We start from the raw sequence: 26,400 nt of genomic DNA on the forward strand, positions 1-26,400 counted from the left end.
GAGCCGCCCGATGCCGATGACCCGCCTGGCCGGCCGCCTGATGTTCGCGATCGTGCTTCAGATCATCGCGACCAACGGCGTGCGCGCGGCCGACGCCCCCCTGTCCTCCGGATTCTACGCCCATGGCGGCGTCGACGACCGCTGCGGGCCGCCCGAGATCGTAAAGACCAAGTACAAGGAGCAGATCTGCTACGCGGGCGAGAGCGGCTACGGCTACGCCGCCTGCCGCTGGGTCAAGCGCACCTACGCCGTGCGCATCCCCGCGGAATGCGCGCGGCCTCCGATGCTCGAAGACGCCTACCGCATCGAGCGCCCCCGCCACGAACGCGCGCTCTCGACCAAGGGCTGACCCGCGGCGCACGCTTGTCCCGGCCTTGAGCCGGGACCCAGAACCGCTGCTCCGTCAGACGAAGGCGCGACGCTCGTCGCCCCTCCCCCTTGCGGGGAGGGGTAAGGGGTGGGAGTGGCGCAGAACGGAGCGCAACCGCCAAGCCCAAGAATCTCCCGAACGCGGCTCGCCTCGGGAGGCTCATCCGAAACCACCCCCACCCCCAACCCCTCCCCGCAGGGGGGAGGGGGGAGAGCCCGGACCCTGTCCGCCTCAGATCAGCCGCGGCTGGGCGTCGGCCAGGCGCTCCGTCGTCTCGGGCGCGGGCTCCTGCACCTCGGGGCCGTCGCTGGTCGCCTGGTTGACGCGGGCCCCGACCGCGACCGTCTCGAACGTGCCGACCGGCGCCGGGCGCACGGCCGCGCCGAGCGCGCAGGCGCCCGTCGTCGAGGCCGACGATCGCGGCGCAGCCGTGGCTAGAGCTTCACCTCGTTGTCGGCAGGCATCGTCGCTCCGGGCGACGCCGCGGCGCCGGCGACCGCCCCGGTGATGTCCGGGGACGGAATCGCGAGCTGCAGCGCGTCCGCGGTCTCCTTCCAGACCGACGCGAGCAGGGCCGGATCGCCATTCAGCTTCCGCCCATAGCTCGGGATGATCGCGCGCAGCTTGTCGCCCCACGCGCCCTTGACCCGATCGGGGAAGGCGCGCTCCAGCAGCCCGAGGATCACCGCCGGCGAGGTGGAGCCGCCGGGCGAGGCGCCGAGCAGCGCCGCGATCGAGCGGTCCTTGGCCATCACCACCTCGGTGCCGAGCTTCAGCACCCCGCCCTTCTTGGGGTCGTTGTAGATGATCTGCACGCGCTGGCCGGCCTGCCACAGACGCCAGTCCTCGTCCTTCGCCTCTGGATAGTACCGGCGGAGCTCGGCGAGCTGGGCCTCGTGGGACTGCACCAGCTGCCCGGCGAGATAGTTGACGAGAGCGATCTCGTTCCAGCTCACCTGCAGCATCGGCGCGACGTTGCTGAGCGTCACTGAGTCCGGCAGGTCGAAGTAGGAGCCGTGCTTGAGGAACTTGCTCGACCAGGTCGCGAACGGCCCGAACAGCAGCACGCGCTTGCCGTCGAGGACGCGGGTGTCGAGATGCGGCACCGACATGGGCGGCGAGCCGACGTCGGCCTTGCCGTAGACCTTGGCGAGATGCTGCGCCGCGACCTGCTCGTTCTCGGTCACGAGGAACGAGCCGCCAACGGGGAAGCCCGCATAGGCCTTGGCCTCGTCGATGCCGGAAAGCTGCAGCAACGGCAGCGCGGCGCCGCCGGCGCCGATGAAGACGAAGCGCGCGTCGACCGTCTGGATCTTGCTGTCGTCGCTCAGATCGAACGCCGAGACGCGCCACGTCCCGCTCGGGTTGCGGGTGATCGAGCGCACCTCGACCCCGCTGGTCAGCGTGAAGGTCGGCTTCGCGGTCAGATGCCCGAAGAACTGCCGCGTGATCTCGCCGAGGTTGACGTCCGTGCCGAGCGGCGACCGCGTCGCCACAAGGTTCGCCGTGTCCTTGCGGCCGGCCATCGACAGCGGAATCCATTCGGCGATCTTCGCGGGGTCGGTGGTGATCTCCATGCCGGCGAACAGCGGGCTCGCCTTCAGCGCCTCGACGCGCTTGGTGATGAAGGCCACGTTCTCCGCGCCCCAGCACAGGTTCATGTGCGGCGTCGAGTTGATGAAGGCGCGGGGATTCTCGAGGATGCCGGTCCGGACCTGATGCGCCCAGAACTGGCGCGAGATCTGGAACTGCTCGTTGATGTCGATCGCGCGGGCGATCTGGACGTTCCCCTTGTCGTCTTCGGGCGTGTAGTTCAGCTCGCAAAGCGCCGAATGGCCGGTGCCGGCGTTGTTCCAGCCGTTCGAGCTCTCCTCGGCGACGGCGTCCAGCCGCTCGAAGGTCTCGATCCGCCACTCCGGCTCAAGCTCCGCGAGCATCACGCCGAGCGTCGCGCTCATGACGCCGCCGCCGATGAGCAGGACGTCCACGCTGCGGTCGGCCGTCTCGGCGCGGTACTGGCCGCCCGTGGCCCACTTGTACGCGACGAACGCGGCGCCGGCGCCGAGAGCGGTCCCCAGAAGACGGCGGCGCGTCAAGCCAAGCGGCTTGGAGGCGGCGGCGGAACGCGTGTTTCCATTCTCGGTCATGGCGGTGCTCCGGGGCTTCCGACGGCCGACGGATGCTCTCGCGCGACGTCGCCGATCTGATTTCTTTAATTATTACAAATACCTACTAGGAGGCATATACTAAAGTACGTATACTGAGGCGCGCGGGGTGTCCACTGTCCCCAGAGGGCGCCAGGGTTGCGGCCGACCTGGGGTCAGTGCTCGATCGGGATGGGCGCTGGTCCTTCGCCGGCGGACGACCGCGCTTCCCCGCCGAACCGAGCGTTCGACGGCGTAAGGCTCTGGTTCAAGCCATGGGAGGACGAAGATCGCTCGGACCGCTCCGTCAGGCCCAAACGACTTTCAGATCAGCCGCGGCTGCGCGTCGGCGACAGGTTCGGCGATCGCCGGCGCGGGCTCCTGCACCTCGGGGCCGTCGTTCGTCGCCTGGTTGACGCGCGCGCCCACCGTCACCGTTTCGAAGGTTCCGACCGGCGCGGGGTGCAGGCCGCGCAAAGCGAGGCTGCGGCCGTCGACGCGGATGTCGAGCCAGGCCTCCCAGGTCTCCGGCGGCAGCACCGCCGGCATCCGGTCATGCACCACGGCGAGATCGGGACTGGCGGTCACCGTCACGATCGCGACCGACCGCAGGGCCTCGCCGTCCGGCCGCTTCCAGCTTTCCCAGATCCCGGCGAACATGACGGGCGCGCGGTCCGGCCGCCGAATGAGATAGGGCTGCTTGAAGCGCCCCACCGCGCGCCACTCGTACCAGCCGTCCGCCGGCACCAGGCAGCGGCGGCGCTGCAGCGCGGAGCGGAAGGCCGGCTTCTGGGCCAGCGTCTCGGCCCGGGCGTTGAACATCAGCGGACCCGAGGCGACGTCGGGCGCGAACTCCGGCACGAGGCCCCAGCGGTGGAGCGCGATGCGCCGCGCGCCGTCCTCGACAAGCGCGACCGGGATCATCTGCGTCGGGGCGATGTTGTACCGCGCGGGAAAGTCCGCGTCGGCGGCGGCGCGCAGCAGCGCTTCGAGCGATCTGCGGCTCGTGGTTTGGGCGTAGCGACCACACATGCGTAAAACCCCTGAGGCCCTTGCAGGCCGAGGCTTAACTTGCAGGAAACCGAAACGCCACGATCATCTGGCGTGAAACGCGCGCGAAGGACGTCGCGCGCCCCGGAACCGCAGTCTCCATGATCGCCGCCGAGCTTCTCCAGAACGCCCCCGAGGCCGACGCCGACGTCGCGCTGACGCCGGAGGCGTTGAAGGCCGCGAACGTGCACCCCCTGACCGGGCTCGCCACCGATTACCTCAACCACTTCAACGAAGTCGCCATGCTGCTCGATCTGCTGGCCGACATGCCGGAGATGCGCGAGGACGTGCTTGCGTGGCGGCCGGCGAGCTACCGCGAGCATTTCGAGCGTTCCGGCTTCCGCGGCCGGGCGGTCGCCGTCGCCGCCTACGAGGCCGCGCCCGCCCACATCCGGGCGCCCTTCGACGCCACGGTGGCGGCGATCGACGCCAAGCTGACCGAGGTGCAGCAAGCGCTCGACTCGGCCGACGACGACGCCGTCATGACGCTCGGGCCGACGGCCGCGCTGGAGTTGCGCCCGATGCTCGCCCGCGCCGACGCGCTGATCCACGGCGCCCCCTCGGCGTGAGCGACGACGAGGGACGGCTGCGGCCCGCGCGCCCTCTGCTCGCGGCGAGCCTCGCCTGCTTCCGCGACGGGGAGGTCCTGATCGCCCGGCGCGGCAAGCCGCCCGCGGTCGGGCTGTGGTCGCTTCCCGGCGGCATGGTGGAGCTCGGCGAAACCGCGGCGGAGGCGGCGGTGCGGGAGCTCCACGAGGAGACCGGCGTGCGGGCGACGGCGGTCGCGCTCGCGGACGTGGTCGAGGTGATCCTGCGCTCGCCCGAGGGCGTGGTTGAACGGCACGTGACGATCCTCGCCTACGCCGGCAGCTGGGTCGCCGGCGACGGCGCCACGGGTCCGGAGGCGATCGAGATCGCCTGGGTCCGCCCCGACCAGTTGGACGCCCTCGAGACGACGCCCGGGCTCAGCGCCGTCGTCGCCCGCGCGGCGGCGCGGCTTCGATGACGCGCTTGCGAAGCCTGTGTCCGCGCGCGAGGGTGCGCGGCATGTCGACCGTTCTTCGCGCCGCGCTCGCCGGCCTGCTGCTCGCGACGGCGCCCGCGGCCGCCCAGCCGCGCGAGCCCAAGGCGGCGCCCGCCCCGCCGCCGCCCGCCCCCCAGCTCCCGGCCGCCGCGGCGCCCTACGAGCCCAAGCTGATCCGCCTGGCCGAGACGCTCGGCGCGCTCCATCACCTGCGCGCCGTCTGCAAGGCGAAGGACGCCGACGTCTGGCGCGACCGCATGTCGGCGCTGATCGCGGCGGAGGCTCCCGCGCCCGAGCGGCGCGACGCGCTCGCCGGCGCCTTCAACGCCAGCTACCGGGCCTGGGCGCGGAGCTACCACGCCTGCACCCCCGCGGCCGAGGTCGCGACCGCGCGCTTCCTGCAGGAGGTCTCGGCGATCGCGACCGAGGTCAACGCCCGCTACGGGCCCTGACGCGGCGGAGAAGTCGTTTAACTTTTCCCTCCGGCGTTAACCCTTTTTTCGAGAATCGCTGCGCCCCCGCCGCCCTTCCATTAGAGTCTCAGGCGGACAGGGAAGGGACGCCATGGCTCATGACGATTCGGCCGCGACGGACGAAGGCGCCGTCGACGACCGCCGCGCCGCGCTCGCGTATCTCGACGAGGCGTGGGAGGAGGCGCTGCTGGACGGCATCGCGCCGGACTGCGTCGCGCACGCCGCGCTGTTCGCCGCGCTGAAGGAGCTGGTGCTGTCCTTCGGCGAGGAAGCGACCGCCCGTTTCGTCGAGCGGCTGCCCGACCGGCTGCGGAAAGGCGACTACACGCTCCCGAGCCTCGCGCATTAACCCGCGGGTTAACCCGGCGTTACCCTTCAGTACCCCAGCGCGACGCTGATCAGCACCGCGAAACCGAACAGCGCGAGCCCGCCGCCCGACACCGTGTTGAGGCGGCCGAGCCACTTCTCGGCGATCCGCTCCCGCAGTCGGCTCGCTCCCATCGAGAGCATCAGCCACCACGCGGCGCTGCCGATCGCCACGCCGATCGTCAGCAGCGCCGCGGCGCCGAAGTCGCCGACCTCCTCGCCGATCCCGGCGAGGCCGCCGAAGATCGCGAAAAAACCCAAGAGCACGGCCGGGTTCGTCACCGTGAGGGCGAAGGACGCGAGCGCCGCGCGGAACAGCGACATGCGCGTGTCGTTGGCGGGCGCCGCGCCCTTCGAGGGCGCATAGAGCAGCTTGACGCCGAAGGCGATCAGGATGGCGCCGCCCACCACCTTGATGACGCTGAGATGGCCTTCGATGAAGCTCGAGATCGCCGTCACGCCGAAGGCCGCGAGCCCCGCGAACAGCACGTCCGCCGTGAACGCCCCGGCCCCCGCCGCCATGGCCGAGGCCGGGCCGTTGCGGATCGCGCGGTGGATGCACATCACGTTCACCGGCCCGACCGGCGCATTGACGCCGACGCCGATGGCCACGCCCGTCGCGATCAGCGAAACGTCGTCGATCACGCGAAGCGTCTCCCCGGAGACTCGCGCCGAAGCGCGGGTTGTGCACGGACGACTGCGGTCTTAGCCCGCGGTCGCTTCGCAGGGCAACATGGGGCTCGGGCCGTCTCCCGCAAGCGCGCGTGATCGCCTAGCCGATCAACTCCGGAGCGTGTCGATGAAGCGCACCGGCTCGCCGGTTCCCGGCGCGAGGATCTCGCTCTCCCACATCACGCGGCGGCCGCGAAGGATGGTTCCGACCGGCCAGCCCTGCACCGACACGCCGTCGTAGGGGGTCCACTGGCTCCGCGAGCCGATCCAGCCGTTCGTGATCGTCTCCCGGCGCTTGAGGTCGACCACGGTCACGTCGGCGTCGTAGCCGACCGCGAGCCGGCCCTTCGTCGCGATGCCGAAGATGCGCGCCGGCCCGGCGCTCGTCAGGTCCACGAACCGCGCCAGGCTGAGGCGGCCCGCGGCGACATGGTCGAGCATGATCGGCACCAGCGTCTGCACGCCGGTCATGCCCGAGGGGCTGTCGGGATAGGTCTTGGCCTTCTCCTCCAGCGTGTGGGGCGCATGGTCGGAGCCCAACACGTCGACGATCCCCTGGTGCAGGCCCCACCAGATGCCGGCGCGGTGGGCGTCGTCGCGCACCGGCGGGTTCATCTGCGCGCGCGTGCCGAGCCGGGCGTAGGCGTCCGAGCCCATGGTGAGATGGTGCGGGGTGGTCTCGACCGTCGCCACGTCCTTGTAGTCGGCGAGATAACGCATCTCCTCGGCCGTGGAGATGTGCAGCACGTGGATCTTGGCGCCGTGTCGCCGCGCGATCGCGGTGAGGCGGCGGGTGCATTTCAGCGCCGCCTCCGCGTCGCGCCAGACCGGGTGGCTGGACGGGTCGCCGGGGATGCGCTCGCCCTTGCGCTCGGTCAGCCGGGGCTCGTCCTCGGAGTGGAACGACACGCGGCGGCGGGTGCGCTTCAGGATCTCCGAGACGCCGTCGTCGTCCTGCACCAACAGCGAGCCGGTGGACGAACCCATGAAGATCTTGATGCCTGCAGCGCCGGGCAGGCGCTCCAACTCGGCCACGTCCCTCGCGTTGTCGTGGGTGCCGCCGACGAAGAAGGCGTGGTCGCAGTGCATGCGGCCCTTGGCGCGGGCGAGCTTGTCGGCCAGCGCCTCGGGCGTGACTGTCAGCGGGTTGGTGTTCGGCATTTCGAACACCGCCGTCACGCCGCCGAGCACGGCCGCGCGCGAGCCCGTCTCCAGGTCTTCCTTGTGGATCGCGCCCGGCTCGCGGAAATGCACCTGCGTGTCGATCACGCCCGGCAACAGGTGAAGCCCTGCGCAGTCCACGATCTCGCCGCCGGACGCAGCCGCGAGATCGCCGATGGCGGCCACGCGGCCGGCGCGGACGCCCAAATCGGCGCGGCGCTCGCCGTCCTGGTTGACCACGGTTCCGCCTTTGAGCAGGAGGTCGAAGGTCTCGGACATTGGGCGTCCTCCGAAAAAGGTTCGGCTTGAAGGCGGGGCTCCCGGGGGCCTACCTTCGCGCGGCATCGAAGGCAACAGGAACCGAGACCAATGCGCGGCGCGATCCTGGACATGCGTGGAACGATCGAGGTGACCGGCGCCGACGCCGGCCGCTTCCTCGACAATCTGCTCTCGAACGACGTCGGAGGGCTGGCTCCCGGCCGCGCCGCCTATGCCGCGCTCCTGACGCCTCAGGGCAAGATCGCCGTCGACCTGCTCGCCTCGGCGATCCCGGGGGGCGTCCGCCTCGACGCGCCGACGTTTCTCGTGCCCGATCTCGTGCGCAAGCTCGGCCTCTACAAGCTGCGCTCGAAGGTCGAGGTGCGCGACACCAGCGCGGAAACCCGCGTCGCGGCGCTGTGGGGCGACGGGCTTTTGCCGACCGGCCTGCCCTCGCTCGTCTTCGATCCGCGGCTCGCGGCCCTCGGCGCCCGCGCCTACCTGCCGGCCGATGGGACGCTTCCCGAGGGCGTGATCGACGTCGGCCCGGAGGGCTGGCGCGCGCACCGCGTCACGCTCGGGGTGCCGCAGGGGGGGCTCGACTTCGTCTACGGCGACGCCTTTCCGCACGAGGCCTGCATGGAGCAGCTCAACGGCATCGACTTCAAGAAGGGCTGTTATGTCGGCCAGGAGATCGTGAGCCGCATGGAGCACCGGGGCACCGCCCGCACCCGCGTCGCGCCCGTTCGGATCGACGGCCTTCCGCCGGAGATCGGCGCGGCGGTGACGGCTGGCGAACGCGTCGTCGGGCGCATGGGCTCGGCGATCGAAGGCCGCGGTCTCGCGCTGCTGCGGCTCGACCGCGCGGAGGAGGCCCGCGCCGCAGGCGTGCCGCTGATGGCGGGCGCCGCCATGCTGACGGTCGAGAAGCCCGCCTGGGCCCGGTTCGCCTTCCCCGGCGAGACGGCCGCGTGAGCGAAGCCGCGCCCCGTCACGCCGACGGAAAACGCCGCTGCGCCTGGTGCGGGACCGACCCGCTCTACGTCGCCTACCACGACACCGACTGGGGGCGCCCCGAACGGGACTCCCGCGCGCTCTACGAGAAGCTGGTGCTGGACGGCTTTCAGGCCGGGCTCGCGTGGATCACGATCCTGCGCAAGCGGGAGGGCTTCCGCACGGCCTTCCAGGGCTTCGAGCCGGAGGTCGTGGCGCGCTTTGGCGAAGCCGACGTCGCGCGGCTGCTGGGCGACGCCGGCATCGTGCGCTCCCGCGCCAAGATCGAAGGGGCGGTGAAGTCCGCACGTGCGGTGCTCGCCATGCGCGAGCGCGGCGAGGACTTTTCGGAGTACCTCTGGGGCTTCGTCGGCGGCGCGCCGATCGTCAACCCGTGGCGCGAGCGGGGCGAGGTCCCGGTCTCCACCCCGCTGTCCGAGGCGCTTTCGAAGGACCTGAAGCGCCGCCGCTTCACCTTCTGCGGCCCGGTGATCGTCTACGCCTTCATGCAGGCGGTCGGCATGATCGACGACCACTTCGCGGACTGCTGGCGGAAAGGCGAGGCGTGAGCGAGCAATCGGGACCCGCTGTCACCGACGAGAATCAAGCCCGTCAGTAGTGGAAGCGGCACGTGGCGATTTCGAGCGTCTGTTCATCGCCGGCGCCCACCACCCGATAGATGAGGCGGTGCTCACGGTTGATGCGGCGGGACCACCAGCCCTTAAGTTCATTTTTAAGAGGCTCCGGCTTTCCTAGGCCCGAGAAGGGCGATCGCTTCGCGTCCCGGATCAGGACGTTTATCTTTTCAAGTATCTCGGCGTCGTGCTCCTGCCAGTACAGATACGCCGCCCAAGACCTTTCCGAGAACGTGAGCTTCATTTCTCGATCAGGTCACGTTCGACGCCCTTCCCGGCATTTAGTTCGGCGATCGAGTCCAGCAGGTGCTGGGCGTTGCGCGGGTTGCTCATAAGGTAAAGCGTCTCCTCCATCCCGCGCCACTCCTCTTCGGAGATCACGACGACCGAACGGCCCCCCTTCCGCGTCACCAGAAGCGGCGCGCGGCTGTCCACGACCTCGTCGAGATGGGTCGCAAGGTTCTGTCGAAACTCGGTGAAACCGACATGAGACGGCATCGCGCCCTCCGCTTCAGGACTGTACCGAAATATGTACACTTAGCAGCGTGGGCGCAAGCTTACGCCCGCGCGGGCGCCGCAAGCTCCTCGTCCGTCCCTCCGCTGTCGAGCTGGGCGTGCAGCCGTCGTTCGTCCAGCGCGCCCTCCCACTTCGCGACGACGATGGTGGCGACGCCATTGCCGACGAGATTGGTCAGCGCGCGGGCCTCGGACATGAAGCGATCGACGCCGAGGATCAGCGCGATGGCGGCGATGGGAATGTGCTCGACGGACTGAAGGGTCGCGGCGAGCACGATGAAGCCCGAGCCCGTGACGCCGGCGGCGCCCTTCGACGTCAGCAGCAGGATGGCGAGGATGCCGATCTGCTCCCAGAGCGTCTGCTCGGTGTTGGTGGCCTGGGCCAGGAAGATCGCGGCCATCGTCAGATAGATGCAGGTGCCGTCGAGGTTGAAGGAGTAGCCCGCAGGAATGACGAGACCGACGACCGATTCGTCCGCGCCGGCGCGCTTCATCTTGTCCAGCATCCGCGGCAGCACGGACTCGGACGAGGAGGTGCCGAGGACGATCAGCAGCTCCTCGCGGATGTAGCGGACGAACTTGAAGATCGAAAAGCCGGCGACGTAGGCCACGATCCCCAGCACGCCGAAGATGAAGATCAGGCAGGTGACGTAGAAGCCGAGCATCAGGTAGAGCAGCGAGGCGAGCGCTCCGAGGCCCTGGGAGCCGATGGTGTAGGCCATGGCGCCGAAGGCGCCGATGGGCGCGACCTTCATCACGATGCCGATGATCTTGAAGAACACGTCCATTGACGAGTCGATCAACGCCATCACGGGCTTGCCCTTCTCGCCCACCATGTGCAGCGCGACGGCGAACAGCACCGCGAAGAACAGCACCTGGATGATCTCGCCCTGCGCGAAGGCCCCGACCACCGCGTCCGGTATGATGTGAAGGAAGAAGTCCGAAACCGACTGGCCTTCGGCCGCCTTCTGGTATTTCGCGATCGACCCGGCGTCGAGCGTCGAAGGGTCGACGTTCATGCCGGCGCCCGGCTTCAGCAGGTTGACGATGACGAGGCCGATGATGAGCGCCACAGTCGTCAAAGCCTCGAAGTAAATCAACGCCTTGAGGCCCACGCGCCCGACCTTGCGCATGTCCTCCATGCCGGCGATGCCGTGCACCACGGTGAGGAAGATGATCGGCGCGATCAGCATCTTGATCAGCTTGATGAAGGCGTCCCCGAGCGGCTTCATCTGCTTCGCGAGATCGGGCGCGAGATAGCCCAGCAGGATGCCGATCGCGATGGCGATCAGAACCTGGAGGTAGAGGATCCGGTACCAGGGACGGGACGCCCTAGGAGCGACGGGCTCCGCTGCGTGGGTCGTAACCATGATCGCTCTCCTCCCGGCGCGCCCTCTGCTTGGGGTGAGAGCTAGATCACGAAGCCGCGAGGGCGAGCGCCGCGCGGCGCTATAGCCCCGCTTGTCTCGCTTGCGTCCGGGCGTGCGGGCGACTTCAACGATGGGGTCACGCCGCACGTTCGAGATTCGCCCGCCCCATGACGCCTCGCCCTACGACGCCCGTCCCCCCTCGCCCCGCCGCCCGCGACGCCGCCCCCCGCGCATGGCAGCGCATGCTGTCCGGCCGTCGGCTGGACCTGCTCGACCCGTCGCCGCTGGATGTCGAGATCGCGGACATCGCCCACGGGCTCGCGCGGGTCGCGCGCTGGAACGGGCAGACGAGCGGCGAGCACATCTTCTCGGTGGCGCAGCATTCGGTGCTGGTGGAGGACATCGCGGCGCGCCTCTCGCCAGGCTGCGACGCGCGGCTGCGCCTGACGGTGCTGCTGCACGACGCGCCGGAATACGTCATCGGCGACATGATCAGCCCCTTCAAGGCCGTGCTCGGCGGCGAGTACAAGGCGGTGGAGGACCGCTTGATGCGCGCGATCCACGTCCGCTTCGGGCTGCCGCCGGAGCGCGGCGAGAGCGCGACGAAACTGCTGAAGCGCGCGGATCGCTCGGCGGCCTTCCTGGAGGCGACCCGGCTCGCCGGCTTTTCGCTAGCCGATGCGCGCCGCATTTTCGGCCGTCCGGAAGGCGCTCCGGCGGAGGTCGATTTGACGCCTTGGCCGGCGGAGCTTGCGGCGCGACGCTTTCTCGCGCGGTTCGAAACGCTCCACGGCTGATGGGGAGATAAACGGATGATCGTCGTCTGCCCCGCCTCGCAGCTCGAAGACAGCGTCGCGCGCTATGGCGTCCGGCGCGTGCTCACGCTGACCAGCGGCGGCCTGCCGACGCCACGCCCCCCGGGCGTCGCGGCCGAAGACCATCTGACGGTGACCTTTCACGACCTGCTTGGCGCGCGGGACGGCCACGTCGCGCCCGACGCGGCCCATGTCGCCGAGGCGCTGGCCTTCGCGAGCCGAGACGACCTCCCGCTGCTCGTGCACTGCTACGCCGGCGTCAGCCGCTCGCCCGCCATGGCCTACGCCATCGCCTGCGCGCGGACGCCGGACCGCGACGAGGCGGAGATCGCGCAGGAGCTCCGGCGCCTGAGCCCGAGCGCCACGCCGAACGCTCTGGTCGTGGCGCTCGCGGACGACGCCCTCGGCCGCGGCGGGCGGATGCGCGCGGCGATCGCCGCCATCGGCCGGGGCGTGGACGCCTTCGAGGGCGAGGTCTTCGCGCTGCCGACGGGGCCCGTACGGTGACGCCGGCTGCGACCGTCGGCGTCGGCCTGTCGGCGGCGGTGGTCGCGGTCGAAGGCGACAGGCCGCTGATCCTGGTGGCGCAGCCCCCCGGCGGCGGCAAGGCGCTCGGCCTGCCGTCGGGCTCGTTCGACCCCTTGCGCGACCGCACGCTCGAGATCGCGCTCCGCAGCTCGATCGCCGAGCAGACCGCGCTCGACGTCGGCTACGTCGAGCAGCTCTACACCTTCGGCGACCGCGGCCGGGCGGCGGAGCCGGGAGACCTCGCGCCGCACATGGTGTCGATCGGTTATCTCGCGCTCACCCGCCGACCGCGCGACGGCGCGGCTCTGGCGGCCGCCGGCGCCGCGTTCCGGCCGTGGTACGGCTTCTTTCCCTGGGAGGACTGGCGGGAGCGCCGTCCCGACGTCCTCGACGCGCAGATCCTGCCGGCCCTCGCGCAATGGACGGCGGAAGCGCCGGAGGCGGAGACCGGCCGGGCGCTGCCCCGCCTCGTCCGCGCCCGGCAATGCTTCGGCTTCGACGGCGCCCCCTGGGACGAGGAGAAGGTGCTCGACCGCTACGAGCTGCTTTACGAGGCGGGCCTCGTCGAGGAGGCGGCCCGCGACGGCCGGCCGGCGGCGCTCGGCCGCGCGGCCCTGCCGCAGCTCGGCGCGGCCATGCGCGACGACCACCGCCGCATCCTCGCCACCGCCATGGGGCGCATCCGGGCCAAGCTGAAGTACCGGCCGCTGGTGTTCGAGCTGATGCCGCGGCAGTTCACGCTGACCGCGCTCCAGCGCACCGTCGAGGCGGTGGCCGGGCGCCATCTCCACAAGCAGAACTTCCGTCGGCTGGTGGAGGCCGCGGCCCTCGTCGAGCCGACCGGCGCCGCCGAGACCGCGACCGGCGGACGCCCCGCGCAGCTCTACCGCTTCCGGCGCGAAGCGCTGGAGGAGCGTCCGGCGCCGGGGCTGCGCTTGGGGCGGGGCTGAGCCGAACGAGAGGGCGAGACGCGGGGCGACCCCGCCCTATAACCCCCTGCCCGCCTTCCCTCCCGGACATCGATGGCTTCCGACATCCTCATCCCTGGCGACACCTGCTGGCGGATCGCGCATGCGAACCGCCTGTCGGTCATCGTCGACGCCGCCGACTACTACCGCGCCGCCCGCTCCGCCATTCTGAAGGCGCAGCGTTCCGTGCTGCTGATCGGCTGGGACTTCGACAGCCGGATCGAGCTTGAGCCCGAAGGCGAAACCCTCGAGGGCCCGAACGCGCTGGGGCCGTTCCTCAGCTGGATCGCCGACCGGCGCCCGGAGGTGAGCATCCATCTGCTGAAATGGAACCTCGGCATGATCGAGACGCTCGGGCGCGGCGAGACGCCGTTCTACATGCTGCAGTGGATGTGGAAGACGAACATCCGGATGAAGCTCGACGCCGCTCATCCCCCGCTCGCGGCGCATCACCAAAAGATCGTGGTGGTCGACGACGCCTTGGCCTTCTGCGGCGGCATCGACATGACGCTCGGACGCTGGGACACCCGCGCGCACAAGGACGACGACCCGGCGCGCCGCTCGCCGCGGGGCAAACCGCTGCAGCCCTGGCACGACGCGACCATCTGCGTCGACGGCTCGCTCGCCGCGGCGCTCGGCGAGCTCGCCCGCGAACGCTGGCGGCGCGCGACGGACGAAGACCTTCCTCCCCCATCGGTGGCGGAGGATCTGTGGCCGAACTTCCTCGAGCCGACGATGACCGACGTCGACGTCGGGATCGCGCGCACCGTCGGCGCCTACGACGCGATCGAACAGGTCTGCGAGATCGAGCGCCTCTACCTCGCCGCCATCGCGAGCGCCCGGAACACGCTCTACATCGAGAGCCAGTACTTCGCCTCGCGCAAGATCGCGGAGGCGATCGCCGCGCGGCTGCAGGAGCCGGAGGGACCGGAGATCGTCATCGTCAATCCGGCCGCGCAGGACGGCTGGCTGGAGGAGACGACCATGGGGTCGGCGCGCTCCAAGCTGATACGGTTCGTCCGCCGCGCGGACCGTCATGGGCGGTTCCGCATCTATTTCCCGCAAACCGCAGCCGGCGCCCCGATCTACGTCCACGCCAAGGTGATGATCGTGGACGACCGGCTGCTGAAGGTCGGGTCGTCCAACCTCAACAACCGCTCCATGGGCTTCGACACCGAGAGCGACCTCGCCGTCGAGGCGCGATCCGACGACAAAGCGCTCAGGGCGCGCATCCGCTGGGTGCGCGACGATCTGCTGGCGGAGCATCTCGGCGTCGCCGCCGAGGACGTCGCCCGCAAGATCGATGAGGCCGGCTCGCTGATCGCCGCGATCGAGGCGTTCGCCGCCGCGGGGCGCCGCCTCGCGCCGCTGGAGGCGCGGGAGGTGGGGGAGATCGAAGACGCGCTGTCGGAGAACGACCTGGTCGATCCCGAGCGACCGCCCAGCTTCTGGCGGCGGGCGCGCCGGAAGCTCCGCTTGCGCTGAATCTGAGGCCGCCCAGAATCCGAGGCCGCCCATGACAGGGCGGCCCGAATAGTCTAGTCCGGCGACGTCTTTCTTCGCCGCCTGTCGCCGACGGAGGCCATCCATGCTCGCCTGGGACGACTTTCGGCTTGTGAAGGCCGTGGCCGAACGGCGCTCGCTCGCTGGCGCCGCGACGCTCCTCAACGTCAACGCCTCGACTGTGTTTCGGCGGCTCGGCGCGCTTGAGGAGCAGTTGGGCGCGCGCCTGTTCGAGCGCGGACGCGCGGGCTATGGCCTCACGGCCGCCGGCGAGGAGATGCTGAGCGTCGCAGACCGTATGGCGGACGACATCGTCGCCTTCGAGCGGCGCATCTCCGGACAGGACCTCGCGCCGGCGGGCGAACTGCGCGTCACCACCAACGACAGCCTGTTGATCCACCCGCTGACGGCGATCTTCGCCGGATTCCGGAAAGCTTATCCCGACATCATCCTCGACGTCGTCATCGGCAACGATGCGCTCAATCTGTCCAAGCGCGACGCCGACGTCGCGATCCGCGCCACGGCCAGCCCGCCCGAGACGCTTGTCGGCCGCCGGATCGCCGAGCTCGGCTGGGCGATCTACGCCAAGGCCCCGCGCGCCCCGGTGGGGGAGGTCGCGGAGTTGCAGGACGACGACTGGATCGGCCCGGGCGACATGCTCTCCCTGCTGCAGCGCTGGCTGCGCGAGACCGTCGGCGAGCATCGCACGGTCTACCGCATCTCGACGGTGCTCGGCATGGCGGAGGCGATCGAAGCCGGTCTCGGCGTCGGTCCCCTGCCCTGCTTCATCGGCGATATGAGGCCGGGCCTCGCCCGCGTGTTCGATCCGCCACGCAAGGCGCCCGCCGAGCTCTGGCTTCTGACGCATCCCGATCTGCGATCGAGCGCCCGCGTGCGCGCCTTCATGGACCATGTCGGCCATGAACTGACGCGCCTCAGGCCGGCGTTCGAGGGCCGCACGGCCTGAGGCGCGACGACGTCCCGAAACCTCGACGGGCTGGCGCAAATCGGACCCAATGCTCGCTCGTTCTCAGCTCAAGGATCGCCACATGCCCGACGCCGCGCCCGCGAAGATCGCCGCCGCCGCCCGCCTTTTGGAAGAAGCGCGCCGCAGCGGCGTCCAGCTTGCGGGCCTCCCCGCCGACCTCGCCCCGGCGGACGAGGCGGAAGCGATGGCCATGCACTATGCCGGCGTCGCCGCGATCGGCCCGATCGTCGGCTGGAAGGTCGGCGCGCCGACCCCGGAGGCCGAGCCCGGCCAGGGCGCGCTCACGGCGTCGACCATCCATGACAGCCCCGCTGCGCTTCCGGCCTCGGCTCTCAAGCTCTGGGCCGTCGAAGCGGAAATCGCCGTGCGGCTGGGCCGAGACCTTCCGGCGCGCGAGACGCCGTATTCGCGCGAGGAGGTCCTCGCCGCCGTCGCGACCTGGCATCCGGCGATCGAGGTGCTCGACACCGCCTTCGAGCGCTGGAGCGAGCAGCCGGCGCTGTGGCGCATGGCCGATCGCCAGAGCCACGGGCTGCTGATCCTCGGGGCCGCCTCGTCGGAGCCGCCCGCCGGTCCGCTCGACCGCGCCCCGGTGCGGCTGGAAATCAACGGCGAGACGATTTTTGAGCATGAGGGCGGCAACACCGGGGGCGATCCGACGCGATTGCTGGTCGCGCTGGCCAACCGTCTGCGGGAGGGCCCACACCACCTGAAGGCGACGGACGTCGTGACGACCGGCTCGGCGACGCCGTTCCACCAGGCGGGGGCTGGGGAAACGGTCACCGTTTCGTTCGAGGGCCTGGGCTCCGCGACGCTGACAATCAGCGCCGACTGACCGGGAACGTTTGCCCGATCGCTGCGTTGAAACGAGCCTATTCACGCGCCGTTCATGTCGAAAGGCCTACCCAGAAGCACCAGCTGGGCTGAAGGCTCGCCCTACGGCTATTTTCGCATCCGAATACGTCACGCAGTGGTCGTAATCGGACGTCATTGCTCCAAGTGACGCTTGGGGCTTATTGGCGATCGCCGCACGAAAGAGGCGGGCGCCGGAAACGAAACAAGGTTGGTTATGAAGACGACACGATATCTTCTTCTCGCCGGCGTCGCGCTGCCGTTGCTTGCGGCCTCTGCGCCGAGCATCGCCGCGTCCGGTCCGGCCCTCTCCGACGACCGACCGATCGTCCTCGCGCAGAGCGACGAGGACCGTGGTCGCGGCGGAGACCGCCCCGAACGCGCCCAGCGCCCCGAGCGCGCCGAAAAGCCTGAGCGGGCCGAGCGGCCCGAACGCGCCGAAAGGCCTGAGCGCGCGGAACGGCCTGAGCGAGCCGAGCGTCCGGAGCGCGCTGAAAAGCCTGAACGCGCCGACCGGGCGGAGCGGGCGGAGCGGGCGGAGCGGGCGGAAAAGCCCGAGCGCGCCGAGAAGCCGGACCGCAACGACGCAGCCGACGAGCGCCGCCAGCAGCGCGCGCAGGAGCAGCAGGAACGGCGCGAGCAGCGCGTGCAGGAGAAGCGCGAGGCCGCCCCTGAGCGCCGCGAGGCCGCCCCTGAGAAGCGCGACGACGCCCGCGAGGATCGCCAGAAGGCTATCCGCGAGCAGCGCCAGGACGCTCAGCAGGACGACAAGCGGAAGGACGCGCAGGAGAAGCGCGAAACCGTTCAGGACAAGCGCGAGCAGGATCGCAAGGACGCCGTCAAGGACAAGAGCGACACCGCTCAGGACAGCCGCGACGAGCGCCTGAAGGAGCTTCGCGAAAAGCGTCAGGAAGACCGCAAGGACGCTGTCGAGGATCGGCGCGACGATCGCAAGGACGCCGCCAAGGACAAGAAGGACACCGCCGACGATCGGCGTGAGGATCGTCTGAAGGAGCTTCGCGAGAAGCGCCAGGACGACCGCAAGGACGCCGCCGAGGACCGCCGGGACGATCGCAGGGACGCCGCCCGTGATCGGCGCGACGATCGCCGCGAAGAGGGCCGCACCTCGGATCAGAAGCAGCGCATCGAGCGTCTCCAGGAGCGCATCCGCGACGAGCGTCGCGACGCGAGCCGCGACAGGGATCGGCAGAACGACCGCATCGACCGCCTGCGCGATCAGCGTAAGGAGCGGCGCGACGGCGATCGGGTGGTGATCACCGAAGGCGACCGCACCATCATCCGCGAGGGCGGCCGAACGATCATTCGTCGTGACGAAGGTGCGCGCTTCCGCATCGGCGCCCGTGATTGGCGCGAGGAGCGTCGGGGCGACGAACGCGTGCGCATCTCCGTGCGTCCGGACGGATCCGAGGTCTACACCTATGTGGACGACGACGGCCGCCTGCTCCGCCGCACCCGTCGCTACCGCGGCGAAGAGTACGTCCTGATCGACAATCGCCCGCGCGGCGGCGGCGCGATCGGCGCGTTCATCGACCTTGGCTTGCCGCCGCCCCGGATCTCGATCCCGCGCGAGGAGTACGTCGTCGACGCCGACACCGCCTCGTACGACGACATCGAGACGGCCTTCGCGGCGCCGCCGGTGGAGCGCGTCGAGCGTCGCTACACGCTGGACGAGATCCGCACCAATCCGCCGCTGCGCGATCGGGTGCGTTCGGTCGATCTCGATTCGGTGACCTTCGACACGGGCTCGTGGGAGGTTCGGGACGACCAGATCACGAAGCTCGAGAACGTCGGCCTCGCGATGGAGGACGCGGTCAAGAAGGATCCGAAGACGATCTTCCTGATCGAAGGCCACACCGACGCGGTCGGCTCCGACGACGACAACCTCTCGCTGTCGGACCGTCGCGCCGAGGCGGTCGCCGAGGTGCTCACGAAGTACTTCGACGTCCCGGCCGAGAACCTGACGACCCAGGGCTACGGCGAGCAGTATCTGAAGGTGAAGACGGACGGCCCCGAGGAGCGCAACCGGCGCGTGACCGTCCGCAACATCACGCCGCTGCTGCAGACCAGCCAGGCGAACTGACGCGCAATTCGCGCGGCGACGATGAACGCGCGGGCCCTTTTGGCCCGCGCGTTTCTTTTTGCGCCGCGGGGAATTGCGGCGAAGAGGTGGCGGCGGCGGCGTAACGCTCTAGGTGCCCAATGATGGACGGATGGCCGAACGGCCGCGAGCACGAGGGGACCTGCCGACGATGAGCGCCACAGACGCAGCCGACGCCCGGACCAAGGACGGCGAGCCTACGCTCGATCGCTCCGTAACGCTCTTCCAGATCACGCTCTACGGCCTCGGCTCGATGCTCGGCGCCGGCATCTACGGGCTGATCGGCCAGGCCGCCGGCCAGCTCGGAAGCGCCGTATGGATGGCCTTCGTGGTGTCCATGATCGCCGCGATGCTGACCGGCCTGTCCTACGCCAACGTCGTCTCGCGCCATCCCAAGGCCGGCGGCGCCGCCTACGTCACCCAGCGCGCCTACGGAATTCCGCTCCTGTCTTACGTGGTGGGCCTCGCGGTCGTATGCTCGGGCCTGACCTCGATCGCGACCCAGTCCAACGTGGTCGCCGCGAGCCTCCAGAAGCTGCTGGGCCTCACCGCCGTTCCGATCTGGGTGCTGGCCTTCGGCTTCCTGCTGATCATCGCCGGCATCCTGCTGCGCGGCATCAAGGAGAGCATGTGGTTCAACGTCATGTGCACGATCATCGAGGCCTCGGGCCTTCTGCTGGTGATCGCGGTGAGCGTGAGCTACTGGGGCTCCAACCCGCTGATGGAGTTTCCGCCGGAGGCCAGCCACAACGGCGAAGTCGGGACCATCGCGGTGCTCGTCATGCAGGGCGCGGTGCTGACCTTCTTCTCGTTCATCGGCTTCGAGGACATGCTGAACGTGTCCGAGGAGTGCAAGGACGCGAGCCGCAACGTGCCGCTTGCGATCGTGCTCGCGATGATCGGCGCGACCGTCATCTACATGGCGGTGGCGATCTCCGCGGTCTCGGTGATGCACTACAGCGAACTGCCGAAGGAGCTCGCGCTCGTCGAGGTGGTGAAGCGGGCCGCGCCGTGGTTCCCGCCGGTGATCCTCTCCGTCGTCACGATCTTCGCGGTGTCGAACACGGCGCTGGTGAACTGGATCATGGGCTCCCGTCTGCTCTACGGCATGTCGAAGCAGGGCCTGATGCCCCAGGCTCTCGGGAAGGTCCATCCCACCCGCCGCACGCCGCATGTGGCGATCCTGACGCTGCTCGCGATCGTCGCCGTGCTGTCGCTGCTCGGCGACATCAAGGCTCTCGCCCAGGCGACCGTGCTTCTTCTGCTGACCGTGTTCACGGCCGTGAACATCGCGCTCGTGATCCTGAAGCGGCGTCCGGAGGAGAAGCCGGGGCAGTTCGAGGTGCCGATCATCGTGCCGATCCTTGGCGCGATCATCTGCGCCACGCTGATCGTCGTGCGGATGTTCCAGGAAGGCGGGCTGGCGGCGCCCGCGATCGCCTTCGGCCTGATCGCGCTGATCGCCGTGCTCTACTTCGTCACCGGCGCGGGCCAGGATCAGGAGCGCCTGCAGCGCTTCATCGAGCAGGACGAGGCGGCCGCCGAGGCGTGACCGCCTTGGCGAGGGGTAGGACAGCGTGAGGGTCGCTCTCGTCGTCAACGGCTCGTCCGGTTCGCTGCTCGGGCGCACCGGCATGGCCGAGGAACTCGCGGCGAAGCTCACCGCGGCCGGCCTAGAGGTCGCCTCGGTCCTCGACGGAGACGCCAGCGACGTCGCCGACCGGCTGACGCGGGCCGCGGCCCTGCCGGTCGACGCCATCGTCACCGCCGGCGGCGACGGGACGATCGCGACCGCCGCCCAGCTTCTGACGGGAACGGACAAGGCGCTCGCGCCGTTGCCCTTCGGAACGATGAACCTGCTGGCCAAGGATCTCGGACTGCCGCTCGACGTCGACGCGGCGATCCAGCAGATGGCGGCCGGCGAAATCCGCGAGATCGACGTCGGCGAGGTCAACGGCCGGGTGTTTCTGTGCAACTCCATGCTCGGCCTGCCGGCCCGGCTCGCCGAACGGCGGGAGAAGAACCGCGAGCACATGGGCGCGCTCGGCTGGTGGCGGCTTTTCGCCGCCGGGCTCAAGGGCCTTTACCGCTACCCGCCGATGCGGATCGGGCTCGATCTCGGCCGCGGCCCCGCGGCGTTCCGCGCCAAGGCGATCGTGATCGCCAACAACGGCTACGACGAGGGCTTCGGGCAGGTCCTGACCCGCTCGCGACTCGATCGGGGCCAGCTTGTGGTCTACGCGACCCGCCGCCTGAGCGTCTGGCCGCTGGTGCGGCTCTCGGTGCGCATGGCGCTCGGCACCTGGCGCAAGGACGCGGATCTCGAAACCTATCCGGTGACGCGGCTGGCGGTGACCAGCCGCCGCCGCAAGCTCCGCGTCATGAACGATGGTGAGACGATGCTGCTGACGCCGCCCCTGCGCTACCGCTCCCGCCACAAGGCGCTGAAGGTGCTCGCGCCGCGTCCGCCGGAAACCGCCGCGACGCTGGACGCCCCGGCGCTGGAGGGCGCGACATGACTCGCCTCGCCCACATCTCGGACCTGCACTTCGACCGCGTCGATCCCGCAATCGTCAAAGGCCTCAGGGACGAACTGAACCACGATCGACCCGACCTCGTGATCGTCAGCGGGGACCTGACGCAGCGCGCCTATCGCGAAGAGTACCGCTCCGCCGGCGCCTTCCTGCGCAGCCTGGAGTCGCCCGTGCTTGCGGTGCCGGGCAATCACGACATCACCTACATCCATCTCGCCCAGCGCTTCCTCGACCCCTACGCGCGCTGGCGCCGCTTCATCGCGCGCGAGATCGAACCGACCTGGACCAACGACCAGGTGGCCGTGATCGGCCTCAACACCGCGCGGCGCATGGCCTGGGGGTTCGACTGGTCGAAGGGCCGTTTCGGGCTCCGCCAGCTTCATCGGCTGAACAAGCGCCTGGAGGCGCTGCCCGAGCACCTGTTCCGGATCATCGTCGCGCACCACCCGCTCCACCCGCCCGCGCACGCGCCCGATCTCGACGTGGTGGGGCGCGCCGACGACGCGCTCGCCTGTTTCCGCCGCAACCGCGTCGGGCTGGTGCTGGCCGGCCATCTGCACCGCGGCTACGTCCATGTCGACGAGATCGACCAGGGCGATGCGCCACGGCTGCTCGTGGTGCAGGCCTCCACGGCCACCTCGACGCGGCTGCGCGGCGAGCCCAACGCCTACCACCGCATCACCGTGCGCCCCGGCGGTCGGGTGCATCTCGAAGTGCGCGCCTGGGACGGAGCGCGTTGGGTCGCCGTCGCGGCGCGCGACCAGGGAGCCAAGCTCACCATGGGCGAGCTGCCGTTTCACGCGCCCGTGGTGGAGGAGATCGCGGGGCGTGAAAACGCGCCCGCGGGCCTGGGGTAGCCGCTCGGAACTTGCGCCGGGCGGCGCGCCGTGTCACGCAACCGCCTCACGATCCCTACGGACGCGCGGCCTCGCCGCATGAGCTCCGACGCCGCTGCTGAGGCTCGGGCCGATTGGCGGTTTTGGGCCCCGGCGCGCAGCCGGGACACGAGCGGCGCGTTTCCAGAGCCTGACCAAAGATCCGCCCGACGCCATGACCGACGCCGCCCTCGCCACGCCTGAGACGCCCCTCGCCCGCGAGGTGAAGCGTCGCCGCACCTTCGCGATCATCTCGCATCCCGACGCCGGCAAGACCACGCTGACCGAGAAGCTGCTGATGTTCGGCGGGGCGATCCAGCTCGCGGGGCAGGTGAAGGCCAAGGGCGAACGCCGCCGCACGCGTTCGGACTGGATGGCGATCGAGCGCGACCGCGGCATCTCGGTCGTGACGTCCGTGATGACCTTCGAGTACCGCGACTGCGTCTTCAACCTGCTCGACACGCCGGGCCATGAGGACTTCTCGGAGGACACCTACCGCACGCTCACCGCCGTCGATAGCGCGGTCATGGTGATCGACGCCGCCAAGGGCATCGAGGCGCGCACCCGCAAGCTGTTCGAAGTTTGCCGGCTCAGGGACATCCCGATCGTCACCTTCATCAACAAGATGGACCGCGAGAGCCGCGACCCGTTCGAGATCCTCGACGAGATCGAGACCACGCTCGCGCTCGACGCAACGCCCCTGACCTGGCCGATCGGCCGCGGACGCGACTTCGCCGGCACCTTCGAGCTCGGCTCCGGCCGCATCCGCCTGGTCGACGGCGGCGACGAGCCGGCGGGAACGGGGCTGGAGGCGCTGGGCGGTCTCGTCTCCGAGCATCGGCTGGCCGAGGTGACCGAGGAGCTGGAGCTGGCGCAGGGCGCGCTGAAGCCCTTCGAACTCGCCTCGTTCCGCGAGGGCCACCTGACGCCGGTGCTGTTCGGCTCGGCGCTCCGGAACTTCGGCGTCCGCGACCTGCTGGACGCCCTCGCCGACCTCGCGCCCTCGCCGCAGGGGCTCGACAGCGACAAGCGCCCGGTCGCGGCCGAGGAAGCGCGCATGACGGCCTTCGTGTTCAAGGTCCAGGCCAACATGGACCCGAACCACCGCGACCGCATCGCCTTCGTGCGGCTCTGCTCCGGCAAGCTGACGCGCGGGATGAAGGCGCTGCAGACCCGGACCTCCAAGACCATCGGCCTGCACGCGCCGCAGTTCTTCTTCGCGCAGGACCGGCAACTCGCGGAGGAAGCCTTCGCCGGCGACGTCGTCGGCATCCCGAACCACGGCCTGCTGCGCATCGGCGACACACTGACGGACGGCGAGAATCTGTCCTTCCTCGGCGTGCCGAGCTTCGCGCCGGAAATCCTGCGCCGCGTCCGGCTTGAGGACGCGATGAAGGCGAAGAAGCTGAAGCAGGCGCTGCAGGAGATGGCGGAGGAAGGCGTGGTGCAGGTGTTCCGCCCTGTCGACGGGTCCCCCGCGCTCGTCGGCGTCGTCGGCCCGCTGCAGCTCGACGTGATGGAGGGTCGGCTCAAGGCCGAGTATGGGCTCGAGGTCGGGTTCGAGCAGAGCCAGTATTCGCTCGCCCGCTGGGTGTCGGCCGAGAACAAGCTCGACCTCGCCGAGTTCCTGAACGCCAACCGCGCCAGCACGGCGGAGGATCTCGACGGCGACCCGGTGCTCCTCACCGGCTCCGCCTTCCAGATGAACCGCGCGCAGGAGCGGTGGAGCAAGGTCAAGTTCACGGACGTCAAGGACGTGCGGAAGGTGGCGGCGTAAGGGTCGGCGGCGGACCGGACGCCCAGCCTCCACCGTCGTCCTCTGGCCTGACCGGAGGACCTTATCAACCTCGATATCTCGCCGCTATCAGATCTACCGCAGGCGATCCCTCCTCGCGCCGCAGGCGTTGGGAGGGTGGCCCTTGGCGGAGCCAAGGGTCGGGTGGGGTCTCGGGCGTCGAGCGCGGTCCTTAATCCACCCCACCCGGCCGGCCTTCGGCCGTCCACCCTCCCTTTCGGGGGAGGGACGCCCGCGCCCTATCGGACGGCGGCGTCGATCAACGCCTTGGCTTCCTCTCCGGCGGGAAACCCCGCTTCAATCCATGCCTCTTCCGCCGCGCGCAGCGCGCGACCAAGGGCTGGTCCCGGCGCGACGCCGCGCGCGATGAAGTCGCCCGCCGCGAACGGCGGCTTCGGCACAGGCCACCTTTCCGGGAGCGCGACGAGGTCCGCCCACGCAGCGTCGCGCGGCGTCGCTCCGGCGTCCGCCCACCCGAGCCGCGCACGATCCTCGAACGCCTGCCGCCCCAGCCGGTAGAGCGCGACCTTGGCTGCAGCCTCGCCGACGCCGGGCGTCAACGGCGGTCGCGTGTCTCCGATGGCGGCGAGCCGCCGCGCCTCGGCGTTGGTCAGGCGAAGGCGTCGCTGGAGCCGCTCGCCATCCTCCGTCACGACCTGCGCCAGCGCCGCAAGACGAAGAACGGCGTCGCCCGCGCCGTCGAGTTCGACCATGCGTTCGAAACGGCGGACGCGCGGCGCGCCGCCGAGCAACAGGCCGAGCAGCCCCGCTTCGGCCATCGTCCGCAGCGTTTCCGCCGCCCGCGGCGCGACGAGCAGCTTGAGCAGTTCGGCCCGGACGCGCTCGCGCGACAGCGTGGCGAGCCCCGCCCGCTCGGCGGTGGCGGCGGCGAGGCCCTCGCGGTCGAGCTCTCCCCGTCCAAACCGCGCGTGAAAGCGGAAGAAGCGCAGGATGCGGAGATAGTCCTCGCGGATGCGCTCGTGCGGATCGCCGATGAACCGCGCCCGTCCGGCCTTCAGGTCGTCCAGGCCTCCGACGAGGTCATGGATGCAGCCGTCGCGGTCGAGGGTGAGCCCGTTCATGGTGAGGTCGCGACGCCGCACGTCCTCCGCCCAGTCGCGGGTGAAGGCGACCACCGCGCGGCGGCCGTCGGTCGCCACGTCCCGCCGCAGCGTCGTCACCTCGAAGGGCTGGCCCTCCGCGACGACCGTTACAGTGCCGTGATCGAGACCCGTGGGGACCGCTTTCCAGCCCGCGGCGCGGGCGCGGCGCATGGTTTCGTCGGGCAGCGCCGTCGTCGCGATGTCGATGTCGCCGCGGGGCAGGCCGAGCCAGGCGTCGCGCACCGCGCCGCCGGCGATCCGGGCCTCTTCGCCGTCGCTGTCGAATGCGGCCAGAACCTCGCGCAGCGGCGACGCCGTCAGCCAAGCGGCGTCGTCGAGCCGCGCCGAGACGGTCATTTCGTGTCGGGCTCGATCATGCGGCCGGGCACGAACACGCCGTTCTCCATGCGCGCGGGCATGTAAAGCGCCTTGGTCGAGCCGCCGGTGGTCAGCGCGAGGGTTGCGAGGCTGCCGAGCGTGAGCGCCAGCGCGATCCCGACGAGCCACACCAGGGGAATGCCTCGCCAGCGTTCGGGCGCGCGCCAGCCGTGGCCGGCGAAGTGCAGCCAGACCGCGTAGGCCACGAAGGGCAAGAGAAACAGGGCTATTTGGAAAAGAATGCGAGTCATTCCGCGTAAAGCCGATCGTAGAGGTTCCGCAGGACGCCTGCGGTGACCCCCCAGATATGGCGTTCCCGCCACGGCATGTGATGAACTTTTCGAAGGCCGCCCGCCCACTCGCGCATTTCGACGCTGTGATTCTCCTCCTGCATGAGGAAACCGAGCGGAACCTCGAAGGCGTCCGCGACCTCGCCGGGCGACAGCGTGAGCGCGTAGGACGGCGCGATCTCGGCCACCACGCCGACGATCGCGAAGCCGGAGTTCGTGATGTAGAGATCGAGGTAGCCGAGCGGCCGCACCAGCGCGGCGTCGAGGCCGACCTCCTCCTGCGCCTCCCGCAGGGCGGTGGCGAGCGGGGACGCGTCCTCCGGATCGCGCTTGCCGCCGGGGAACGAGATCTGGCCCGCGTGGACGGGAAGGCCCGCAGCGCGCTGGGTGAACAGCAGTTGCGGCTCCTCCCGCGCCACGACGCCCACCAGCACCGCGGCGGCGCGCGGGATCCGGTCCGGCGGCAGCAGGTCCCGTTCGCCAACCACGACGGTCTCTGGATCGTCGGGGTCGGGCGCCGTCGCGTGCAGGCGCCGCGCCGCGCGGGCGCGAAAGTCATCGAGGGAGAAAGCCGCGTCGGGAGCCAAATCTCTCGCCGCGGCGGCGGAAACGACGCCGTC

At 70.2% G+C, this 26,400-nt stretch carries 29 protein-coding genes; 18 read left to right on the plus strand and 11 right to left on the minus strand.

Going from position 1 to position 26,400, the window contains the following annotated elements:
* Positions 1–10: 10 nt before the first annotated feature.
* Positions 11–349: a hypothetical protein gene (locus K244_RS0109755; protein WP_020186075.1), complete on the plus strand. Its 339-nt coding sequence runs from the start codon at positions 11–13 to the stop codon at positions 347–349.
* Positions 350–601: 252 nt separating this feature from the next.
* Here the strand turns inward: K244_RS0109755 and K244_RS23555 are convergent, their stop codons facing one another.
* From K244_RS23555 to K244_RS0109770, 3 genes are all read right to left on the minus strand, one after another.
* Positions 602–745: a hypothetical protein gene (locus K244_RS23555; protein WP_020186076.1), complete on the minus strand. Its 144-nt coding sequence runs from the start codon at positions 743–745 to the stop codon at positions 602–604.
* A gap of 59 nt (positions 746–804) precedes the next feature.
* Entirely contained in the window at positions 805–2,517 is a 1,713-nt protein-coding gene (mqo, locus tag K244_RS0109765; protein ID WP_020186077.1) for a malate dehydrogenase (quinone), read from the minus strand.
* Positions 2,518–2,838: 321 nt separating this feature from the next.
* On the minus strand, positions 2,839–3,546 hold the full coding sequence (locus K244_RS0109770; protein WP_020186078.1) for an SOS response-associated peptidase: 708 nt from the start codon (positions 3,544–3,546) through the stop codon (positions 2,839–2,841).
* Positions 3,547–3,665: 119 nt separating this feature from the next.
* Between K244_RS0109770 and K244_RS0109775 the strand changes: the two genes are divergently transcribed.
* The 4 genes from K244_RS0109775 to K244_RS0109790 all read left to right on the plus strand — a co-directional run bounded on the left by K244_RS0109775 (position 3,666) and on the right by K244_RS0109790 (position 5,410).
* Positions 3,666–4,133, plus strand: coding sequence for a hypothetical protein (locus K244_RS0109775; protein ID WP_020186079.1), 468 nt, complete (start codon positions 3,666–3,668; stop codon positions 4,131–4,133).
* Positions 4,130–4,570 (plus strand): NUDIX hydrolase, encoded by a 441-nt coding sequence (locus K244_RS0109780; RefSeq protein WP_020186080.1) that lies wholly within the window; start codon positions 4,130–4,132, stop codon positions 4,568–4,570. Before K244_RS0109775 ends, K244_RS0109780 begins: the two co-directional genes overlap by 4 nt.
* Before the next feature lie 41 nt (positions 4,571–4,611).
* Positions 4,612–5,040, plus strand: coding sequence for a TIGR02301 family protein (locus tag K244_RS0109785; RefSeq protein WP_020186081.1), 429 nt, complete (start codon positions 4,612–4,614; stop codon positions 5,038–5,040).
* 112 nt (positions 5,041–5,152) lie between these two features.
* Positions 5,153–5,410, plus strand: coding sequence for a hypothetical protein (locus K244_RS0109790; protein WP_020186082.1), 258 nt, complete (start codon positions 5,153–5,155; stop codon positions 5,408–5,410).
* A gap of 26 nt (positions 5,411–5,436) precedes the next feature.
* Here K244_RS0109790 and K244_RS0109795 read toward each other — a convergent pair whose 3' ends face one another.
* Together K244_RS0109795 and K244_RS0109800 are read right to left on the minus strand one after the other, a co-directional pair.
* Complete coding sequence (locus K244_RS0109795; RefSeq protein ID WP_020186083.1) at positions 5,437–6,072, minus strand: LysE family transporter; 636 nt, start codon at positions 6,070–6,072, stop codon at positions 5,437–5,439.
* A gap of 135 nt (positions 6,073–6,207) precedes the next feature.
* Positions 6,208–7,539 carry a dihydroorotase gene (locus K244_RS0109800; RefSeq protein WP_020186084.1) on the minus strand — a complete coding sequence of 444 codons (1,332 nt, stop codon included), beginning with the start codon at positions 7,537–7,539 and terminating at the stop codon, positions 6,208–6,210.
* Between the two features lie 90 nt (positions 7,540–7,629).
* On the opposite strand from K244_RS0109800, the gene K244_RS0109805 reads away from it, so the two are divergent.
* Both K244_RS0109805 and K244_RS0109810 read left to right on the plus strand, forming a co-directional pair.
* Positions 7,630–8,493: a folate-binding protein YgfZ gene (locus K244_RS0109805; RefSeq protein ID WP_020186085.1), complete on the plus strand. Its 864-nt coding sequence runs from the start codon at positions 7,630–7,632 to the stop codon at positions 8,491–8,493.
* Entirely contained in the window at positions 8,490–9,080 is a 591-nt protein-coding gene (locus K244_RS0109810) for a DNA-3-methyladenine glycosylase I (protein WP_020186086.1), read from the plus strand. The genes K244_RS0109805 and K244_RS0109810 overlap by 4 nt, the downstream gene beginning before the upstream one ends.
* A gap of 43 nt (positions 9,081–9,123) precedes the next feature.
* Here K244_RS0109810 and K244_RS0109815 read toward each other — a convergent pair whose 3' ends face one another.
* The 3 genes from K244_RS0109815 to K244_RS0109825 are packed head-to-tail and all read right to left on the minus strand — an operon-like array spanning position 9,124 to position 11,032.
* Entirely contained in the window at positions 9,124–9,390 is a 267-nt protein-coding gene (locus K244_RS0109815) for a Txe/YoeB family addiction module toxin (protein ID WP_020186087.1), read from the minus strand.
* Positions 9,387–9,644 carry a type II toxin-antitoxin system prevent-host-death family antitoxin gene (locus K244_RS0109820; protein WP_020186088.1) on the minus strand — a complete coding sequence of 86 codons (258 nt, stop codon included), beginning with the start codon at positions 9,642–9,644 and terminating at the stop codon, positions 9,387–9,389. The genes K244_RS0109815 and K244_RS0109820 overlap by 4 nt, the downstream gene beginning before the upstream one ends.
* Before the next feature lie 59 nt (positions 9,645–9,703).
* A complete protein-coding gene (locus K244_RS0109825; protein WP_020186089.1) occupies positions 9,704–11,032 on the minus strand; it encodes a dicarboxylate/amino acid:cation symporter in 1,329 nt (442 codons plus the stop codon).
* A gap of 167 nt (positions 11,033–11,199) precedes the next feature.
* Between K244_RS0109825 and K244_RS0109830 the strand changes: the two genes are divergently transcribed.
* The 11 genes from K244_RS0109830 to K244_RS0109880 all read left to right on the plus strand — a co-directional run bounded on the left by K244_RS0109830 (position 11,200) and on the right by K244_RS0109880 (position 23,991).
* On the plus strand, positions 11,200–11,829 hold the full coding sequence (locus K244_RS0109830) for an HD family hydrolase (RefSeq protein ID WP_036305651.1): 630 nt from the start codon (positions 11,200–11,202) through the stop codon (positions 11,827–11,829).
* Positions 11,830–11,844: 15 nt separating this feature from the next.
* Positions 11,845–12,354: a hypothetical protein gene (locus K244_RS0109835; RefSeq protein WP_020186091.1), complete on the plus strand. Its 510-nt coding sequence runs from the start codon at positions 11,845–11,847 to the stop codon at positions 12,352–12,354.
* Positions 12,351–13,325 (plus strand): hypothetical protein, encoded by a 975-nt coding sequence (locus K244_RS0109840; RefSeq protein WP_020186092.1) that lies wholly within the window; start codon positions 12,351–12,353, stop codon positions 13,323–13,325. The genes K244_RS0109835 and K244_RS0109840 overlap by 4 nt, the downstream gene beginning before the upstream one ends.
* 72 nt (positions 13,326–13,397) lie before the next feature.
* Positions 13,398–14,828 carry a phospholipase D-like domain-containing protein gene (locus tag K244_RS0109845; RefSeq protein WP_020186093.1) on the plus strand — a complete coding sequence of 477 codons (1,431 nt, stop codon included), beginning with the start codon at positions 13,398–13,400 and terminating at the stop codon, positions 14,826–14,828.
* 103 nt (positions 14,829–14,931) lie between these two features.
* Entirely contained in the window at positions 14,932–15,813 is an 882-nt protein-coding gene (locus K244_RS0109850; RefSeq protein WP_020186094.1) for a LysR family transcriptional regulator, read from the plus strand.
* An 82-nt stretch (positions 15,814–15,895) separates the two neighbouring features.
* The gene (locus tag K244_RS0109855; RefSeq protein ID WP_020186095.1) at positions 15,896–16,669 is read left to right on the plus strand and encodes a fumarylacetoacetate hydrolase family protein; all 774 of its coding nucleotides are present in this window, start codon (positions 15,896–15,898) and stop codon (positions 16,667–16,669) included.
* A 234-nt stretch (positions 16,670–16,903) separates the two neighbouring features.
* Positions 16,904–18,787 carry an OmpA family protein gene (locus tag K244_RS23900; protein ID WP_024816414.1) on the plus strand — a complete coding sequence of 628 codons (1,884 nt, stop codon included), beginning with the start codon at positions 16,904–16,906 and terminating at the stop codon, positions 18,785–18,787.
* 169 nt (positions 18,788–18,956) lie between these two features.
* On the plus strand, positions 18,957–20,357 hold the full coding sequence (locus K244_RS0109865) for an amino acid permease (protein ID WP_020186096.1): 1,401 nt from the start codon (positions 18,957–18,959) through the stop codon (positions 20,355–20,357).
* Positions 20,358–20,382: 25 nt separating this feature from the next.
* Positions 20,383–21,324, plus strand: coding sequence for a diacylglycerol kinase family protein (locus tag K244_RS0109870; protein ID WP_020186097.1), 942 nt, complete (start codon positions 20,383–20,385; stop codon positions 21,322–21,324).
* Positions 21,321–22,196 carry a metallophosphoesterase gene (locus K244_RS0109875; protein WP_020186098.1) on the plus strand — a complete coding sequence of 292 codons (876 nt, stop codon included), beginning with the start codon at positions 21,321–21,323 and terminating at the stop codon, positions 22,194–22,196. Before K244_RS0109870 ends, K244_RS0109875 begins: the two co-directional genes overlap by 4 nt.
* Positions 22,197–22,389: 193 nt before the next feature.
* On the plus strand, positions 22,390–23,991 hold the full coding sequence (locus tag K244_RS0109880) for a peptide chain release factor 3 (RefSeq protein WP_020186099.1): 1,602 nt from the start codon (positions 22,390–22,392) through the stop codon (positions 23,989–23,991).
* A gap of 257 nt (positions 23,992–24,248) precedes the next feature.
* On the opposite strand, the gene K244_RS0109885 is transcribed toward K244_RS0109880, so the two are convergent.
* The 3 genes from K244_RS0109885 to K244_RS0109895 are packed head-to-tail and all read right to left on the minus strand — an operon-like array spanning position 24,249 to position 26,268.
* A complete protein-coding gene (locus K244_RS0109885) occupies positions 24,249–25,469 on the minus strand; it encodes a CCA tRNA nucleotidyltransferase (RefSeq protein ID WP_020186100.1) in 1,221 nt (406 codons plus the stop codon).
* Positions 25,466–25,741, minus strand: a complete 276-nt coding sequence (locus K244_RS0109890; RefSeq protein WP_024816415.1) for a DUF6111 family protein — start codon at positions 25,739–25,741, stop codon at positions 25,466–25,468. The genes K244_RS0109885 and K244_RS0109890 overlap by 4 nt, the downstream gene beginning before the upstream one ends.
* A complete protein-coding gene (locus K244_RS0109895; protein WP_245259751.1) occupies positions 25,738–26,268 on the minus strand; it encodes a CoA pyrophosphatase in 531 nt (176 codons plus the stop codon). The genes K244_RS0109890 and K244_RS0109895 overlap by 4 nt, the downstream gene beginning before the upstream one ends.
* Positions 26,269–26,400 lie beyond the last annotated feature (132 nt).

Source organism: Methylopila sp. 73B (genome assembly GCF_000526315.1).
GTDB lineage: Bacteria > Pseudomonadota > Alphaproteobacteria > Rhizobiales > Methylopilaceae > Methylopila.